Raw genomic sequence first — 14,599 nt, 5'->3', positions numbered from 1 at the left:
CTCGGGTGTCCGGGAGGAGGACGGGCTGCGGCATCCAGCCGCAGGCACACAGGCCGACGGCCCGGCCCCTCCCGTGAGGTGGGGGGACCGGGCCGTCGGTGGGTGAGCGCATCAGCTCTCCGCGGGCTCCGCGGCGGCCGTGGCCTTCCGCGTGCGGCGCACCCGGGGCTTCGCCTCGGCGGCGGCCTCGGCGGGCACCGCGGCCTGCGCCGGGATCTCGGCCACGGCGGCGGCCTTGCGGGTACGGCGGGGCTTCGCCTCCTCGGTGGTCTCCGCGGCGGCGGCCGTCTTGCGGGTGCGGCGCGGCTTGGCCTCCGTGTCGACCGCGGCCTCGGGGGCTGCGGCCGCCTTGCGCGTACGACGCGGGTTCGCCACCTCCGGCGCCGGGGCGGCGTCGGCGGACTCGGCGACCTTGCGGGTACGGCGACGAGGCGCGGCCTCGGCGGTTTCCACGGCGGCGGCCGTCTTGCGGGCGCGGGTGCGCGGCTTGGCCTCCGTGCCCTCGACGGTGTCGACCACGGCCTCCGCAGCCTTCCGCGTCCGCGGCTTGGCCTCGGGCTCCTCGGCGGCCTGCGCCGGGATCTCGGCCACGGCAGCGGCCTTGCGGGTACGGCGGGGCTTCGCCTCCTCGGTGGTCTCCGCGGCGGCAGCCGTCTTGCGGGTGCGACGCGGCTTGGCCTCGGTGGCTTCCGCCGTGTCGACCGCGGTCTCCGCAGCGGCCGTTGCCTTACGGGTGCGGGGCTTGGCTTCGGTCGCTTCGGCGGTGTCGACCGCGGTCTCCGCGGCGGCAGCCGTCTTGCGGGTCCGCGTGCGGGGCTTGGCCTCGGTCGCCTCGGTGACGGTGGGCTCCGCGGCGGCCGTCGCCTTGCGGGTCCGGGTGCGCGGCTTGGCTTCGGTGGCCTCGGCGGTGTCGATCGCCGCCTCTGCAGCGGCCGTCGCCTTGCGGGTCCGGGTGCGCGGCTTGGCTTCAGTCGCTTCGGCGGTGTCGACCGCGGTCTCCGCGGCGGCAGCCGTCTTGCGGGTCCGCGTGCGGGGCTTGGCCTCGGTCGCCTCGGTGACGGTGGGCTCCGCGGCGGCCGTCGCCTTGCGGGTCCGGGTGCGCGGCTTGGCTTCGGTCGCTTCGGCGGTGTCGACCGCGGTCTCCGCGGCGGCAGCCGTCGCCTTGCGGGTACGGCGGCGCGGTGCGGCCTCCGTCGGCTCCGGGGCCGACTCGGCGGTGTCGACCGCGGTCTCCGCGGCGGCCGTGGCCTTGCGGGTCCGGGTGCGCGGCTTGGCCTCGGTCGCTTCGGCGGTGTCCACCGCGGTCTCCGCGGCGGCAGCCGTCGCCTTGCGGGTACGGCGGCGCGGTGCGGCGGCGGGGGCCTCGGGCGCCGTGACGGCCGGGGCTTCCTCTGCCGACAGAGCCTCAGCGGCCAGCGGCTCCGCGGCCGGCGTGCTCTCCGCGGACCTGCGGGTGCGGCGGCGGCGCGGCTTCGGGGCCTCGGGGGCGTCCAGTGCGGGGCCCTCCGCCGCCGTGACGGCGGCTTCCGCGGCCTCGGGGGCCGTGGTCGTGGCCGGCACCGGCTCCGAGGCACCGCCGCGGGTGCGGCGACGGCGACGCGGGGTGCGGGGACCGGCGGTCTCCTCGGACGGCGAGAGAGCCGTCGAGGCCTCCGGAGCGGCCGTGGCGTCCAACTGCGCCCCGCCGCGCGTACGGCGGCGGCGACGCGGCGTACGCTCCGGGCGCTCGCGCTCGGTGGACCGGGACTCGCCCCGGCCACCCCGCTCGGGGCGGCCACCGCGACCGCCGCGTGCCCCGCGGCCTCCGGTCTCGCCCAGGTCCTCGAGCTCCTCCGCGTCCAGCCCGGCACGCGTGCGCTCGGCGCGCGGCAGAACACCCTTGGTGCCCGCCGGGATGTTCAGTTCCTCGAAGAGGTGCGGGGAGGTCGAGTACGTCTCCGGCGGGTCGTTGAAGCTCAGCTCCAGCGCCTTGTTGATCAGCTGCCAGCGTGGGATGTCGTCCCAGTCGACGAGCGTGATCGCGATGCCCTTGGCGCCCGCGCGGCCCGTACGGCCGATGCGGTGCAGGTACGTCTTCTCCTCTTCGGGAGACTGGTAGTTGATGACGTGCGTCACGCCTTCGACGTCGATGCCGCGGGCGGCGACGTCGGTGCAGACGAGGACGTCCACCTTGCCGTTGCGGAAGGCGCGCAGCGCCTGCTCGCGGGCGCCCTGGCCGAGGTCGCCGTGGACCGCGCCGGCCGCGAAGCCGCGCTGCTTGAGCTGGTCGGCGAGGTCGGCCGCGGTGCGCTTGGTACGGCAGAAGACCATGGCCAGTCCCCGGCCGTCGGCCTGCAGTATGCGCGCGACCATCTCGGGCTTGTCCATGTTGTGCGCGCGGTACACGTGCTGCGAGGTGTTCGCGACCGTCGCGCCCTCGTCGTCCGGCGCGGTGGCGCGGATGTGCGTGGGCTGCGACATGTAGCGGCGCGCGAGACCGATGACCGCGCCCGGCATGGTCGCCGAGAACAGCATCGTCTGACGGCGCGCCGGCAGCAGGTTGATGATCTTCTCGACGTCGGGCAGGAAGCCCAGGTCGAGCATCTCGTCGGCCTCGTCGAGGACGAGCGCCTTGACGTGCTTGAGGTTGAGCTTCTTCTGGCCCGCGAGGTCCAGCAGCCGGCCCGGGGTGCCGACGACCACGTCGACGCCCTGCTTGAGGGCCTCGACCTGGGGCTCGTAGGCCCGGCCGCCGTAGATGGCGAGAACGCGTACGTTGCGCACCTTGCCCGCGGTCAGCAGGTCGTTGGTGACCTGTGTGCACAGCTCGCGCGTGGGGACGACGACGAGCGCCTGCGGGGTGTCGGTGAGGTCCTCGGGCTTCGCGCGGCCCGCCTCCACGTCCGCGGGGACGGTGACGCGCTCGAGGAGCGGGAGGCCGAAGCCCAGCGTCTTGCCGGTGCCGGTCTTGGCCTGGCCGATGACGTCCGTGCCGGAGAGGGCGACGGGGAGGGTCATCTCCTGGATGGGGAAGGGGGTGATGATGCCGACGGCCTCGAGGGCCTCGGCGGTCTCGGGAAGGATGCCGAGATCTCTGAACGTGGTAGTCAGGGTGCTGCCTCTTCTGTGTGCGCGGTGCGAGGCGAGCGCGGGGGGTCTTTGACGGACCGTGCCGGGGACGTCGGCGGCCTTACGGGCTTGCCGTAGGGCACGGGACCACTGCCGACGCTCTAGCGCTCGTACCGCTGAGGGTGTCCCTCCGGACGCCGTACGCAATGTGCCGTACGGGCTTGGAGGGCTGTCGGGTCGGAGCCGATCGGGCCACCGACCGGGCATCCTCATACGTGCGGCCCGTCGAGTACTCGGCAGGCGCATTACCACCATACCCCGGAATCACGCACATGCGATGGCCGATTTGGTCACGTAGTCGTCATCACACTGATTGACCAGGGACTTCCAGGGCTCGGCAAGCGGACTATTGTGCGCTTCATGACGACGCCTGACAACACCTCTGACGCACCCGCCGAGCAGACCGGAGTGGCCGCCCAGGACTGGGGCCGGGCCGCCGCGGACCCCCAGTACCGGGCAGCGGTCGTCGACCTCCTCGGTGCCCTCGCGTACGGCGAACTCGCGGCGTTCGAGCGGCTCGCGGAGGACGCCAAGCTGGCGCCGACGCTGGCGGACAAGGCGGAGCTGGCCAAGATGGCCTCGGCGGAGTTCCACCACTTCGAGCGGCTGCGCGACCGGCTCACGGAGATCGGCGAGGAGCCCACGCGCGCGATGGAGCCGTTCGTCGCCGCGCTGGACGGCTTCCACAAGCAGACGGCGCCCTCGGACTGGCTGGAAGGGCTCGTGAAGGCCTACGTCGGCGACTCGATCGCCAGTGACTTCTACCGCGAGGTGGCCGCACGGCTCGACTCGGACTCGCGTGAGCTGGTGCTGGCCGTCCTCGACGACACCGGGCACGCCGGTTTCGCCGTGGAGAAGGTGCGCGCCGCGATCGACGCCGACCCGCGCGTGGGCGGCCGTCTCGCCCTGTGGGCCCGGCGTCTCATGGGCGAGGCCCTGTCGCAGTCCCAGCGGGTGGTCGCGGACCGCGACGCACTGTCGACGATGCTCGTCGGTGGCGTCGCGGACGGCTTCGACCTCGCCGAGGTCGGCCGGATGTTCTCGCGGATCACCGAGGCCCACACCAAGCGGATGGCCGCCCTGGGGCTCGCCGCCTAGCTCTCGCTTCCCTGGTCGTCCTCGTCGTCCCGGTCGGGGTCACGCCGGCGCTGATCGCCGGCGGAGTCTCCCGGCCGGGCGCACCAGCAGGGAGAGCGAGGCCGCGGAGACGATCGCCGCGCCGAGCAGGATCAGCAGGAAGTTGCCGGGGTCCAGCGCGCTGTGGGTGACGAAGGCGCCGAAGAGGGCTCCGGCGACACCGGTCGCGAGCACCAGCGAACGGGTCGGCAGACGGTCGGACAGACGGCGGATCGCCGCCCCTGCCAGCACGAGACCGAGAAGTGCGGAGCCGAGCGCTTCGAACAACATCTTGGAGTCCCTCCCACACGGCCACACTGCCCATCACGGTCGTAGCCCGTCATACCCGTGACCTGCGGAATGCAATCCTCCCCTGTGCGCGAGTTGTGCTCCACCTGTGGAGAAAAAAATCTTGCGGGGAAGCGAGAGGGGCCCGGCGGCCATCGGCCGCCGGGCCCCTCTCCAGTGATGTGCTCGTTGTGCGCCTACAGCGCTCCGAAACCCACCTTGCGCGGGGCCGGCTCGCCGAGCTCGACGTAGGCGAGGCGCTCGGCCGGGACGAGGACCTTGCGGCCGTGCTCGTCCACGAGGGTCAGCAGCTGCGACTTCCCGGCCAGTGCCTCGGCCACGACCCGCTCGACCTCCTCGGCACTCTGACCGCTCTCCAGAACGATCTCGCGGGGCGCGTGCTGCACGCCGATCTTGACCTCCACGGCTATGTCCCTCCGACGGTCAGTGAAGTGCGCGACCTTTACGCGCCGTACCCAGCACACATTAGCCCGGTGAGGGGACGTACACCCTCCGCGCCTGCACGCCAGGAGCGAACAGCGGACGGGAACAAACGCCCTGTACGCGTGCGTGCGGGTCAGTGGTGCTGCTCGGTGCCGTGCAGCGGGAAGCCCGCGATACCGCGCCAGGCGAGCGAGGTCAGCAGCTGCACCGCCTGGTCGCGCGGCACGCTGCGGTCGCTGTGCAGCCAGGACCGGGCCACCACCTGGGCGAGGCCGCCGAGACCGGAGGCCAGCAGCATCGCCTCAGCGGGTGAGAGGCCGGTGTCCTCGGCGATCACGTCACGGATCGCCTCCGCGCACTCGTTCGTGACCTTGTCGACGCGCTCGCGCACCGCGGGCTCGTTCGTCAGGTCCGACTCGAAGACCAGGCGGAAGGCGCCGCCGTCGTCCTCGACGTAGGCGAAGTAGGCGTCCATCGTCGCCCGCACGCGCTGCTTGTTGTCGCTCGTCGAGGCGAGCGCCCCGCGAACCGCCCCGATCAGCGACTCGCAGTGCTGGTCCAGCAGTGCGAGATAGAGGTCGAGCTTGCCCGGGAAGTGCTGGTAGAGCACCGGCTTGCTGACGCCGGCGCGCTCCGCGATGTCGTCCATCGCGGCCGCGTGGTACCCCTGCGCCACAAAGACTTCCTGTGCGGCGCCCAGCAACTGGTTCCGTCGGGCACGGCGCGGCAGGCGCGTGCCCCGCGGGCGTGCCGCCTCTGTCTGCTCGATGGCTGTCACGCCGCCTCCCAAAATCGTCCACATGCGGTGTGCGCCGCGCCGCCATCGTACTTTTCGGTAACCCTGTCGTGCGCGGTGCGAGCGCAGAATTTCACGGACCGGACGGCGGCGATAGCCATACAGAGGGTTTCAAAGCAGGCCGAAGCGGGCAGCGGGTTGCCCCGTTCCAGCTCAGCGGCACCCTCCGCCGCCCCGTAAGCGCTTGTCAGCGGTAGTCGTCCTCGTCGATGGAGACGACGCGGCGCTGCTCGACGAGGTCGGCCTCGTTCGCGCGGGCCGGGTCCACGTCCTCGAGAGGGTCGTCGCGGTCGGGCACGAGGTGGGCGTACTGTTCCGCGGCGTCGTTCTCGGGGGCCTCGACGTCGATCTCCTGGGCTTCCTGCGTGTCCTCGTCCCCGAACGTCTCGGGATCGGTGGGGTCTACGGCCATGGCTGGGCTCCCTTCCTACGACTGTCCCTGGAAGAAGCAGGGACCACAGCGGGTGCCCTCTTTAAGAGCCTAGGAGACACCCGATCCGGACGCTATGTGTTGCGCATGCGATCTGTGACGGCGAACACATGAGTCACTGCGTGATCGTCTCGTAACATTGCCGCATGTCTTCGACCGAGCTGCCCTCCGTGCCGGCGACCACAGCGCTCCCGAAGGTGGCGCCCGTCAGGGTCGCGGACGGTGAGCGGCTCAGGTCGGTCGGGCTGCCGGGGATCACGCTGTCGGTGCGGTCGAGACCGCCGGCCCGTGAGGGACTGCCGCCCGCCCTGTACGTCCACGGCCTCGGCGGCTCCTCGCAGAACTGGTCGGCGCTGATGCAGCAGCTTGAGGGCGTCGTCGACGGGGAGGCGATCGACCTGCCCGGCTTCGGCGACTCCCCGCCGCCGGACGACGGCGACTACTCGGTGACCGGGCACGCGCGCGCGGTCATCCGTTTTCTGGACGCCGCCGGACGCGGACCCGTGCACCTCTTCGGCAACTCGCTCGGCGGTGCCGTCACCACCCGCGTCGCGGCCCTGCGGCCCGACCTCGTACGGACGCTCACGCTGGTGTCGCCGGCGCTCCCGGAGATCCGCGTCCAGCGGACCGCGGTCCCCACGGCGCTGCTGGCGCTGCCCGGTGTCACCGCACTCTTCACCCGGTTCACCAAGGAGTGGTCCGCGGAGGAGCGGGTCCGCGGGGTGACGGCGCTCTGCTACGGCGACCCCGGGCGGGTGACGCCGGAAGGTTTCCGCAATGCGGTCGAGGAGATGGAGCGGCGCCTGCAGCTGCCGTACTTCTGGGACGCTTTGACGCGCTCCGCGCGCGGGGTGGTGAACGCCTACACGCTGGGCGGCCAGCACGGTCTGTGGCGCCAGGCCGAGCGCGTCCTCGCCCCGACCCTGCTCGTCTACGGCGGCCGGGACCAGCTCGTCGGCTTCCGCATGGCCCAGCGGGCGGCCCGCGCCTTCCGCGACTCCCGTCTGCTCACCCTGCCGGAGGCGGGGCATGTGGCGATGATGGAATACCCGGACACGGTGGCCCGGGCCTTCTGTGAACTCCTCGGCGAAACGGGGCAGTTGGCCGACGGAGTCCCGTCCGGCGAACCCGCGGCCGCGGTCTCTGTCGACGGAGGTGGTCCGGTCGTCGACGACGGTGAGGCCGCCGCCGAGAGCGCGGGGAGCTGAGGGCCGACGTGGGACGCCACAGCCGCCGCGGGGGCGCCGCCGCGAAGGGTGACGCCGGTGACATAGGGGCCGGGGGCCGCCGGGTGCCCGGGCCGTCGGGCGGGCAGCAGCGGGCTCCGGGGTACGGGACGCCGAGGACGGGGGACGGTACGCCTGCCCATGGGGTGCCGCGGTTCCCCGACGGCACCCCCGCGCACGGCACCCCCCAGGTCCGGGGCGGTCACCCCGAGCAGCGTGAAGCCGGTGGCGGATGGGGTGAGTTGAGGGGGCCCGGCAGCGGTGCCGGTCCCCGTGTCGCCATACCGCGGCAGCGGCAGTCGCCGCCCCGTGGGCCGCGGCAGGACTATCTCGACGCCTTCGACGAGGACGACGACGTCTTCGCGCCCCGCACCGGTGTCTCGGCGCACGCCTCGGACCCGTACACCTCCGTTACCGACCGGGACCCCCGCACCGGTGTCGGCGTGCCCTCCGAGACCGACGACGACGCGCCGCCGACGGGCGTGCCCGCGCAGACCAGGGGCGGCAAGGGGCGGACATTCACCGGTATCGCGGCCGCCGCCGTCACCACCGTGCTGGCCGTCGTCGTCGCCGGCCAGGTCACGCACGGACGCGAGAACACCGGCGTGGGGACGCAGTCGGCCACCGACCAGGCGCGGGACGCCCGGGACTCGGGGCCCTCGCCGACCTCCTCGCCCAGCGTGGCGACCCTGACGTACGCGCAGGCGATGGGGGAGAAGTACCCGCTCAGCGCCACGCTCAAGGGGCCGGGGAAGTTCGATGCGGTCCCCGGGGTCGACAAGGCGCCGGGCACGGGACAGAAGTACACCTACCGGGTGGACGTGGAGCAGGGGCTCGGGCTCGACGGCGCGCTCTTCGCCCAGGCCGTGCAGAAGACGCTCAACGACCCCCGGAGCTGGGCCCACAACGGTGCCCGCACCTTCGAGCGCATCTACACCGGCAAACCCGACTTCGTGATCACGCTCGCCAGCCCCGGGACGACCGCGAAATGGTGCGCGAAGTCCGGGCTCGACACGACCGAGGACAACGTCTCGTGCGACTCGGCCGCCACCGAGCGCGTGATGATCAATGCATACCGATGGGCGCAGGGATCGAAGACATACGGTGATCGAATTCACGCCTACCGGCAGATGTTGATCAATCACGAGGTGGGTCACCGGCTCGGCTACAGCCACGTCACCTGCACCAAGAACGGCCAGCTCGCGCCGGTCATGCAGCAGCAGACCAAGTTCCTCGACCATGACGGGATCCACTGTCTGCCCAACCCCTGGCCTTATCCCGGGAGTTGACAGGCACCTCATATGTCACGTTGACATGCGCAGAAAGTTCATACATATTTCTGGGCATGTCGACCCCCCACGCCTTCGACCGCGCCTCCATCGAGCTGGCGCTCATCGGCGTGACCCCGCTCTGCGTGGCCGACATCCACTGTCGCTGACGCTCGCCCTCAGGCGTTCGCGTCGCGATCTTTCTCTCTCTCCGTGACTCGGTCACGGATTTCGACGACCTGACGCCCGGGCAGAGGTCTGTTCACTTCCGTCTCACTCCTCGTCCATCCGTCTCACCATTCGGGCTGGTTCCTGGTTCACCGGCCCGAACCACTCCGAGAGGTCGTCATTCCGATGCGTCAACCGTCCATGAACAGCGCCCGCTTGGCGGCGACATCCATAGGCCTGGTTCTGGCCCTGGGCGCCGCCGCCTGCGGGCCGAAGGACAACGATGCCAAGGGCTCCGGTGGCGACTCCACGCCGCACAAGGGCGGCACTCTTACGGTGCTGGACGCCGGTACGGGATCGACGGAGAACTTCGACCCGGCCCGCCTGTACACCTCCGGCGGCGGCAACGTCCCCTCCCTGGTCTTCCGTACGCTCACCACGCGCAACCGCGAGAACGGCGCGGCCGGTGCCAAGGTCGTCCCGGACCTCGCCACCGACACCGGGCGCCCCAACAAGGACGCGACCGTGTGGACGTACACCCTGAAGCAGGGCCTCAAGTACGAGGACGGCACCGCGATCACGTCCGCCGACATCAAGTATGGCATCGAGCGCTCCTTCGCGCCCGAACTGTCCGGTGGAGCCCCCTACTTGCGGGACTGGCTGGTCGGCGCGGCGGACTACCAGGGGCCGTACAAGGACAAGAAGGGCCTGTCGGCGATCGAGACGCCGGATGCCCGGACCATCGTCTTCCATCTGAACAAGCCCGAGGGCGAGTTCCCGTACCTGGCCACGCAGACGCAGTTCACGCCCGTTCCGAAGAGCAAGGACACGGGTACGAAGTACGCGCAGCACCCGGTCTCGTCCGGCCCGTACAAGGTCGTGAAGAACGAGAACAACGGCGAGCACATCCTCCTCGAGCGCAACCCGTACTGGTCGACGGCGACGGACGCCGAGCGCAAGGCGTATCCGGACAAGGTCGATGTGAAGTCGGGTCTGGACCCGTCCGTGATCAACCAGCGGCTGTCGGCGTCTCAGGCTACGGACGCGACCTCTGTCACGGTGGACACCAACCTCGGCCCGGCCGAACTCGCCAAGGTGACGGGCGACAAGGAGCTCGCCTCGCGCGTCGGCACCGGGCACTTCGGCCAGACGGACTACATAGCGTTCAACCCGACCGTCAAGCCGTTCAACGACGTCAGGGTGCGACAGGCGATCTCGTACGCCATCGACCGGTCGTCGGTGATCAATGCGGCGGGCGGTTCCGCGCTCGCCGAGGCCGCCACCACCTACCTGCCCGACCAGAAGTCCTTCGGCTACACGCCGTACGACCTCTTCCCGGCGGGCAGGACGGGCAACCCGGCGAAGGCCAAGGAGCTGCTGGCACAGGCCGGTTACAAGAACGGGCTCACCGTCACGCTGACGCACTCCAACGCCAAGAACTTCGAGACCAGCCCGGAGATCGCGACCGCCGTCCAGGACGCCCTCAAGCAGTCCGGGATCACGGTCAAGCTGCAGGGCCTGGAGGACAACGACTACTCGGACAAGATCCACAACGTGAAGACCGAGCCCGGGTTCTTCCTCACTCACTGGGGTGCCGACTGGCCCTCCGGCGGTCCCTTCCTCGCCCCGATCTTCGACGGCCGGCAGATCGTCAAGGACGGCGCGAACTTCAACACCGGCCTGCTCAATGACAAGTCGGTCAATGCCGAGATTGACGCGATCAACAAGTTGACCGATCTTGACGCTGCGGCCAAGAGGTGGGGTGCACTGGACAAGAAGATCGGCGAGCAGGCGCTGACCGTGCCGCTGTTCCACCCCGTCTACAAGCGCCTGGTCGGCAAGGACATCAGGAACGTCGTGATCAGCGACTGGACCGGTGTGCTGGACATCTCGCAGGTCGCGGTGAAGTAGCGCCGTGAGCGAGGCACTTGTCGCCACCCAGGTCCCCGAGGTCTCCTCCTCGGGGGCCTCGGCGGCCCGTCAGTTCTGGCGGCGGCTGCGCACGCAGCGCGCCGCCCTCGTCGCGGCGGCCGTCGTCGCGCTGCTGGTCCTGGTCGCGCTCGCCGCACCCCTCCTCACCGCCCTCGAGGGCCAGGACCCCACCACGTACCATCCCTCGCTCGTCGACTCCGCGCGCGGAGGCGTGCCGACCGGCTCCTTCGGGGGCATCGGCGCGGACCACTGGCTGGGCGTCGAGCCGCAGACCGGGCGGGATCTGTTCGCCCGGCTGGTGTACGGGGCGCGGGTCTCACTGGGGGTCGCACTCGCCGCGACGGTCATCCAGGTCGTCGTGGGTGTGGTGATGGGCATCGCCTCCGCACTCGGCCGTGGATGGGTTGATCAACTGCTGAGCCGGATCACCGACATCTTCGTCGCCATGCCATTGATGATCATGTCGTTGGCCCTGCTCGCGATCGTCCCGGCGGGCTTCCCGCGACCTGTACTGGTCACCCTGGTCATCGGGTTCATCGCCTGGGGCAACATCGCCAAGATCGTGCGCGCCCAGACGCTCACCCTGCAGGGGCTCGACTACGTGTCCGCCGCGCGGCTCAGCGGCTGGGGCACCTGGCGTATCGCTCGCAGGGAGCTGCTGCCGGGGCTCGCCGCGCCGGTCATCACGTACGCAGCGATCCTCATACCGGTCAACATCAGCATCGAGGCCGCCCTGTCGTTCCTCGGCGTCGGAGTGAAGCCGCCGACGCCGTCCTGGGGACAGATGCTCACCGCCGCGGACGTCTGGTACCAGGCGGCCCCGCAGTACCTGCTGCTCCCGGCGGGCTCGCTGTTCGTCACCGTCCTCGCGCTGACCGTCCTCGGCGACGGCGTCCGCGTCGCCCTCGACCCGCGCGCGGCCTCCCGTCTGAGCGTCGGCACGGGCAGCAGGCGTGAGGCCAGGGCCGACAAGGAGGAAACCGCATGAGCGGCTTCGGAGGCTTTCTCCTGCGTCGCACCATCGGCGCCGTGGTGACCCTGCTGGCCATCTCGGTGATCGTCTACGTCGTCTTCTACGCCACCCCCGGCAACGTCGCCCAGATCACCTGCGGCCCGCGCTGCTCCCCGGAGCAGGTGTACCAGGTGGCGCAGCAACTGAAGCTCGGCGATCCGCTGTACCTGCGCTACTGGCACTTCCTGGAGGGCCTGGTCGTCGGCCAGGACTACTCCACGGGCACCTCGGTGGAGCACTGCTCGGCCCCCTGCCTCGGGCTCTCCTACCAGAGCGACCAGCAGGTCATGGCCCTCATCCTCACGAAGCTCCCGGTGAGTCTCTCGCTCGTGCTCGGCGCCATGCTGCTGTGGTTGGTGCTCGGCGTCGGTACCGGTGTGCTCTCCGCCTGGCGGCGCGGCCGGTTCACCGAGCGCGTGCTGACCGCCCTCACCCTCGCGGGCTGGGCCACGCCGGTCTTCGTCATCGGGTTGGTCCTGATGATCGTCGTCTGCGGCGAACTGCAGCTGCTGCCCTTCCCGCAGTACGTGAACTTCACCGACGACCCCGAGCAGTGGGCCTGGAACCTGCTCCTGCCGTGGTTCTCGCTCGCCCTCACCGAGGCCGCGGCGTTCGCCAGGCTGACCAGGTCGTCGATGCTGGAGACCCTGGCCGAGGACCACATCCGCACGTTCCGGGCCTACGGCGTCGCCGAGCGGACGATCGTGGGACGGCACGCGCTGCGCGGGGCGCTGGCGCCCGTCATCGCGCTAAACGCCAACAACGTCGGCTCGTCGATCGGCGGCGCCGTGCTCACCGAGACCCTCTTCGGCCTCCCCGGCATCGGCCAGGAACTCGTCCACGCCGTCACCGTGGTCGACCTGCCGGTCGTCGTCGGCATGGTCCTGGTGATCGGCTTCTTCGTGGTCCTCGCCAACGCCGTCGCGGACGTGCTGTACGCGCTGGCCGACCGACGGGTGGTACTGACGTGAGTCTCGTCCAAGTCACGGATCTGTCCGTCGAGTTCGGAGACCTGCGGGCCGTCGACGGCCTCTCCTTCCGCCTGGAACAGGGCGCCGCCCTGGCCCTGGTCGGCGAGTCAGGCTCCGGGAAGTCCACCGTCGCCTCGGCGCTGCTGGGGCTGCACCGGGGCACCGGCGCGCGGGTCGGGGGCTCGATCGAAGTCGTCGGCACCGACGTACGGCAGGCGCCGGAGGACGAACTGCGGCGGCTGCGCGGCGCAAAGGCCGCGATGGTCTTCCAGGACCCCCTGTCGTCCCTCGACCCGTACTACGCGATCGGCGACCAGATCGCCGAGGTGTACCGCGTGCACACGCGCGTGTCACGACGGGCGGCACGCGCGCGTGCGGTGGAGGTGCTCGACCGGGTGGGAATTCCGGACGCACAACGCCGGTCCCGCTCCCGCCCGCACGAGTTCAGCGGCGGCATGCGCCAGCGTGCGCTCATCGCCATGGCACTCGCCTGCGAGCCCGAGCTGCTGATCGCGGACGAGCCGACCACCGCGCTCGACGTCACCGTCCAGGCCCAGATCCTCGACCTGCTGCACACCCTGCGCGAGGAGACGGGCATGGGGCTGCTGCTCGTCACGCACGACGTGGGCGTCGCCGCCGAGAGCGTCGACGAGGTCCTCGTCATGCGCCACGGGCGCGTGGTCGAACACGGCCCGGTCACGGACGTACTGGACGCCCCTACGGAGCCCTACACGCGCGCCCTCCTGGCAGCGGTCCCGCGCGTGGACGCGCGGCGGACGATACCTGGGGCCGTCCCGGAATCCGCGACGACGGATGGCGGGGACACCCCGCCGGAAGCCTTGGCGGAGGGCCCCGCGGCGGTCTCGTCGGGGGAGAGCACCGAGGCTGCCTCGCCGGCCACCGTGAGGGAGAACTCCCGCGGTGTTCCTTCGGGTGCTTCCGGGGACGTCGTCCTGGAGGCGGCCGGGCTGCGGCGTGAATTCGGGCGCGGCAAGCGGGCGTTCGCCGCCGTGGACGACGTGTCGTTGACCCTCCGCCGTGGCGAGACACTCGGCGTCGTCGGCGAGAGCGGCAGCGGCAAGACGACGCTCGGGCGGATGCTGGTCGGGCTGTTGGAGCCGACCGCGGGTGAGGTCCGCTACGAGGGGCACGCGCGCGTGGGCGTGAATCCGGCCGTCCAGATGGTGTTCCAGGACCCCGTCTCCTCCCTCAACCCCCGTCGCAGCGTGGGCGAGTCGATCGCCGATCCGCTACGCGCGCGTGGCGAACGGGACGAGAGGGGCATCAGGCAGCGCGTGACGGAACTGCTGGAGCGCGTCGGGCTCGAAGGAGCGCACTACGACCGCTACCCGCACGAGTTCAGCGGCGGCCAGCGCCAGCGCGTGGGCATCGCCCGGGCACTCGCGGCCGACCCGCGCGTCATCGTCTGCGACGAGCCCGTCTCCGCGCTGGACGTGACCACGCAGGCCCAGGTGGTGGCCCTGCTCGGCGAGCTGCAGCGCGAACTCGGGCTCGCGCTCGTCTTCGTCGCCCACGACCTCGCCGTCGTACGACAGGTCAGCGACCGGGTCGCGGTGATGCGCGGCGGCCGGATCGTCGAGTCCGGGCCCGCCGACGAGGTGTACGACAACCCCCAGGAGCCGTACACCAAGCAGCTGCTCGCCGCCGTACCCGCACTCGACCCCCAGGTCGCGGCCCGGCGCAGGGCCGCCCGGCGGGAACTGGCCGCGGCCTGACGTAACGTAACTGCTTGATCTCGTAGCGCGATCGAACGCGATCCGCACGGGAAAGTTACGACCGTTCACCCCTTTTGGTGGCGCGATGGACAACCGTCCGTCGC

13 protein-coding genes are annotated in these 14,599 nt (G+C 71.1%); 8 read left to right on the top strand and 5 right to left on the bottom strand.

Annotated features, from left to right (window positions below):
* Positions 1-111 precede the first annotated feature (111 nt).
* Positions 112-2,997: a DEAD/DEAH box helicase gene (locus ABD355_RS37160; protein WP_344405441.1), complete on the bottom strand. Its 2,886-nt coding sequence runs from the start codon at positions 2,995-2,997 to the stop codon at positions 112-114.
* A gap of 471 nt (positions 2,998-3,468) precedes the next feature.
* Here ABD355_RS37160 and ABD355_RS37155 point away from each other — a divergent pair, with 471 nt between their 5' ends.
* Entirely contained in the window at positions 3,469-4,206 is a 738-nt protein-coding gene (locus tag ABD355_RS37155) for a ferritin-like fold-containing protein (RefSeq protein ID WP_344405440.1), read from the top strand.
* A 39-nt stretch (positions 4,207-4,245) separates the two neighbouring features.
* On the opposite strand, the gene ABD355_RS37150 is transcribed toward ABD355_RS37155, so the two are convergent.
* From ABD355_RS37150 to ABD355_RS37135, 4 genes are all read right to left on the bottom strand, one after another.
* Positions 4,246-4,515, bottom strand: a complete 270-nt coding sequence (locus ABD355_RS37150) for a hypothetical protein (protein WP_344405439.1) — start codon at positions 4,513-4,515, stop codon at positions 4,246-4,248.
* Between the two features lie 194 nt (positions 4,516-4,709).
* Positions 4,710-4,937, bottom strand: coding sequence for a DUF3107 domain-containing protein (locus ABD355_RS37145; protein WP_030929216.1), 228 nt, complete (start codon positions 4,935-4,937; stop codon positions 4,710-4,712).
* A gap of 152 nt (positions 4,938-5,089) precedes the next feature.
* The gene (locus ABD355_RS37140) at positions 5,090-5,734 is read right to left on the bottom strand and encodes a TetR family transcriptional regulator (RefSeq protein ID WP_115906081.1); all 645 of its coding nucleotides are present in this window, start codon (positions 5,732-5,734) and stop codon (positions 5,090-5,092) included.
* 205 nt (positions 5,735-5,939) lie between these two features.
* A complete protein-coding gene (locus tag ABD355_RS37135; protein ID WP_344405438.1) occupies positions 5,940-6,164 on the bottom strand; it encodes a hypothetical protein in 225 nt (74 codons plus the stop codon).
* A gap of 164 nt (positions 6,165-6,328) precedes the next feature.
* Between ABD355_RS37135 and ABD355_RS37130 the strand changes: the two genes are divergently transcribed.
* From ABD355_RS37130 to ABD355_RS37100, 7 genes are all read left to right on the top strand, one after another.
* Positions 6,329-7,390: an alpha/beta fold hydrolase gene (locus tag ABD355_RS37130; protein ID WP_344405436.1), complete on the top strand. Its 1,062-nt coding sequence runs from the start codon at positions 6,329-6,331 to the stop codon at positions 7,388-7,390.
* Between the two features lie 8 nt (positions 7,391-7,398).
* Positions 7,399-8,697, top strand: a complete 1,299-nt coding sequence (locus ABD355_RS37125) for a DUF3152 domain-containing protein (protein ID WP_344405434.1) — start codon at positions 7,399-7,401, stop codon at positions 8,695-8,697.
* 56 nt (positions 8,698-8,753) lie between these two features.
* On the top strand, positions 8,754-8,846 hold the full coding sequence (locus tag ABD355_RS37120) for an Ms4533A family Cys-rich leader peptide (RefSeq protein ID WP_344405433.1): 93 nt from the start codon (positions 8,754-8,756) through the stop codon (positions 8,844-8,846).
* Positions 8,847-9,030: 184 nt separating this feature from the next.
* Positions 9,031-10,755 carry an ABC transporter substrate-binding protein gene (locus ABD355_RS37115; protein ID WP_344405432.1) on the top strand — a complete coding sequence of 575 codons (1,725 nt, stop codon included), beginning with the start codon at positions 9,031-9,033 and terminating at the stop codon, positions 10,753-10,755.
* Between the two features lie 4 nt (positions 10,756-10,759).
* Complete coding sequence (locus ABD355_RS37110) at positions 10,760-11,764, top strand: ABC transporter permease (RefSeq protein ID WP_344405431.1); 1,005 nt, start codon at positions 10,760-10,762, stop codon at positions 11,762-11,764.
* A complete protein-coding gene (locus ABD355_RS37105; protein ID WP_344405429.1) occupies positions 11,761-12,759 on the top strand; it encodes an ABC transporter permease in 999 nt (332 codons plus the stop codon). The genes ABD355_RS37110 and ABD355_RS37105 overlap by 4 nt, the downstream gene beginning before the upstream one ends.
* Positions 12,756-14,495, top strand: coding sequence for a dipeptide ABC transporter ATP-binding protein (locus tag ABD355_RS37100; RefSeq protein ID WP_344405428.1), 1,740 nt, complete (start codon positions 12,756-12,758; stop codon positions 14,493-14,495). The genes ABD355_RS37105 and ABD355_RS37100 overlap by 4 nt, the downstream gene beginning before the upstream one ends.
* Positions 14,496-14,599 lie beyond the last annotated feature (104 nt).

It is taken from the genome of Streptomyces longisporus, from assembly GCF_039532765.1.
In the GTDB taxonomy this organism is placed as follows: Bacteria; Actinomycetota; Actinomycetes; order Streptomycetales; family Streptomycetaceae; genus Streptomyces; species Streptomyces longisporus.
The sequence above is the reverse complement of the archived record's forward strand: the minus strand, read 5'-3'. Positions and strand labels throughout refer to the sequence as shown.

Excerpts from the sequence above, each read along its gene's own strand:
- ABD355_RS37160 (WP_344405441.1), bottom strand. The coding sequence starts at position 2,997 with ATGACCCTCCCCGTCGCCCTCTCCGGCACGGACGTCATCGGCCAGGCC.
- ABD355_RS37155 (WP_344405440.1), top strand. The coding sequence starts at position 3,469 with ATGACGACGCCTGACAACACCTCTGACGCACCCGCCGAGCAGACCGGA.
- ABD355_RS37150 (WP_344405439.1), bottom strand. The coding sequence starts at position 4,515 with ATGTTGTTCGAAGCGCTCGGCTCCGCACTTCTCGGTCTCGTGCTGGCA.
- ABD355_RS37135 (WP_344405438.1), bottom strand. The coding sequence starts at position 6,164 with ATGGCCGTAGACCCCACCGATCCCGAGACGTTCGGGGACGAGGACACG.
- ABD355_RS37130 (WP_344405436.1), top strand. The coding sequence starts at position 6,329 with ATGTCTTCGACCGAGCTGCCCTCCGTGCCGGCGACCACAGCGCTCCCG.
- ABD355_RS37120 (WP_344405433.1), top strand. The coding sequence starts at position 8,754 with ATGTCGACCCCCCACGCCTTCGACCGCGCCTCCATCGAGCTGGCGCTC.
- ABD355_RS37115 (WP_344405432.1), top strand. The coding sequence starts at position 9,031 with ATGCGTCAACCGTCCATGAACAGCGCCCGCTTGGCGGCGACATCCATA.
- ABD355_RS37105 (WP_344405429.1), top strand. The coding sequence starts at position 11,761 with ATGAGCGGCTTCGGAGGCTTTCTCCTGCGTCGCACCATCGGCGCCGTG.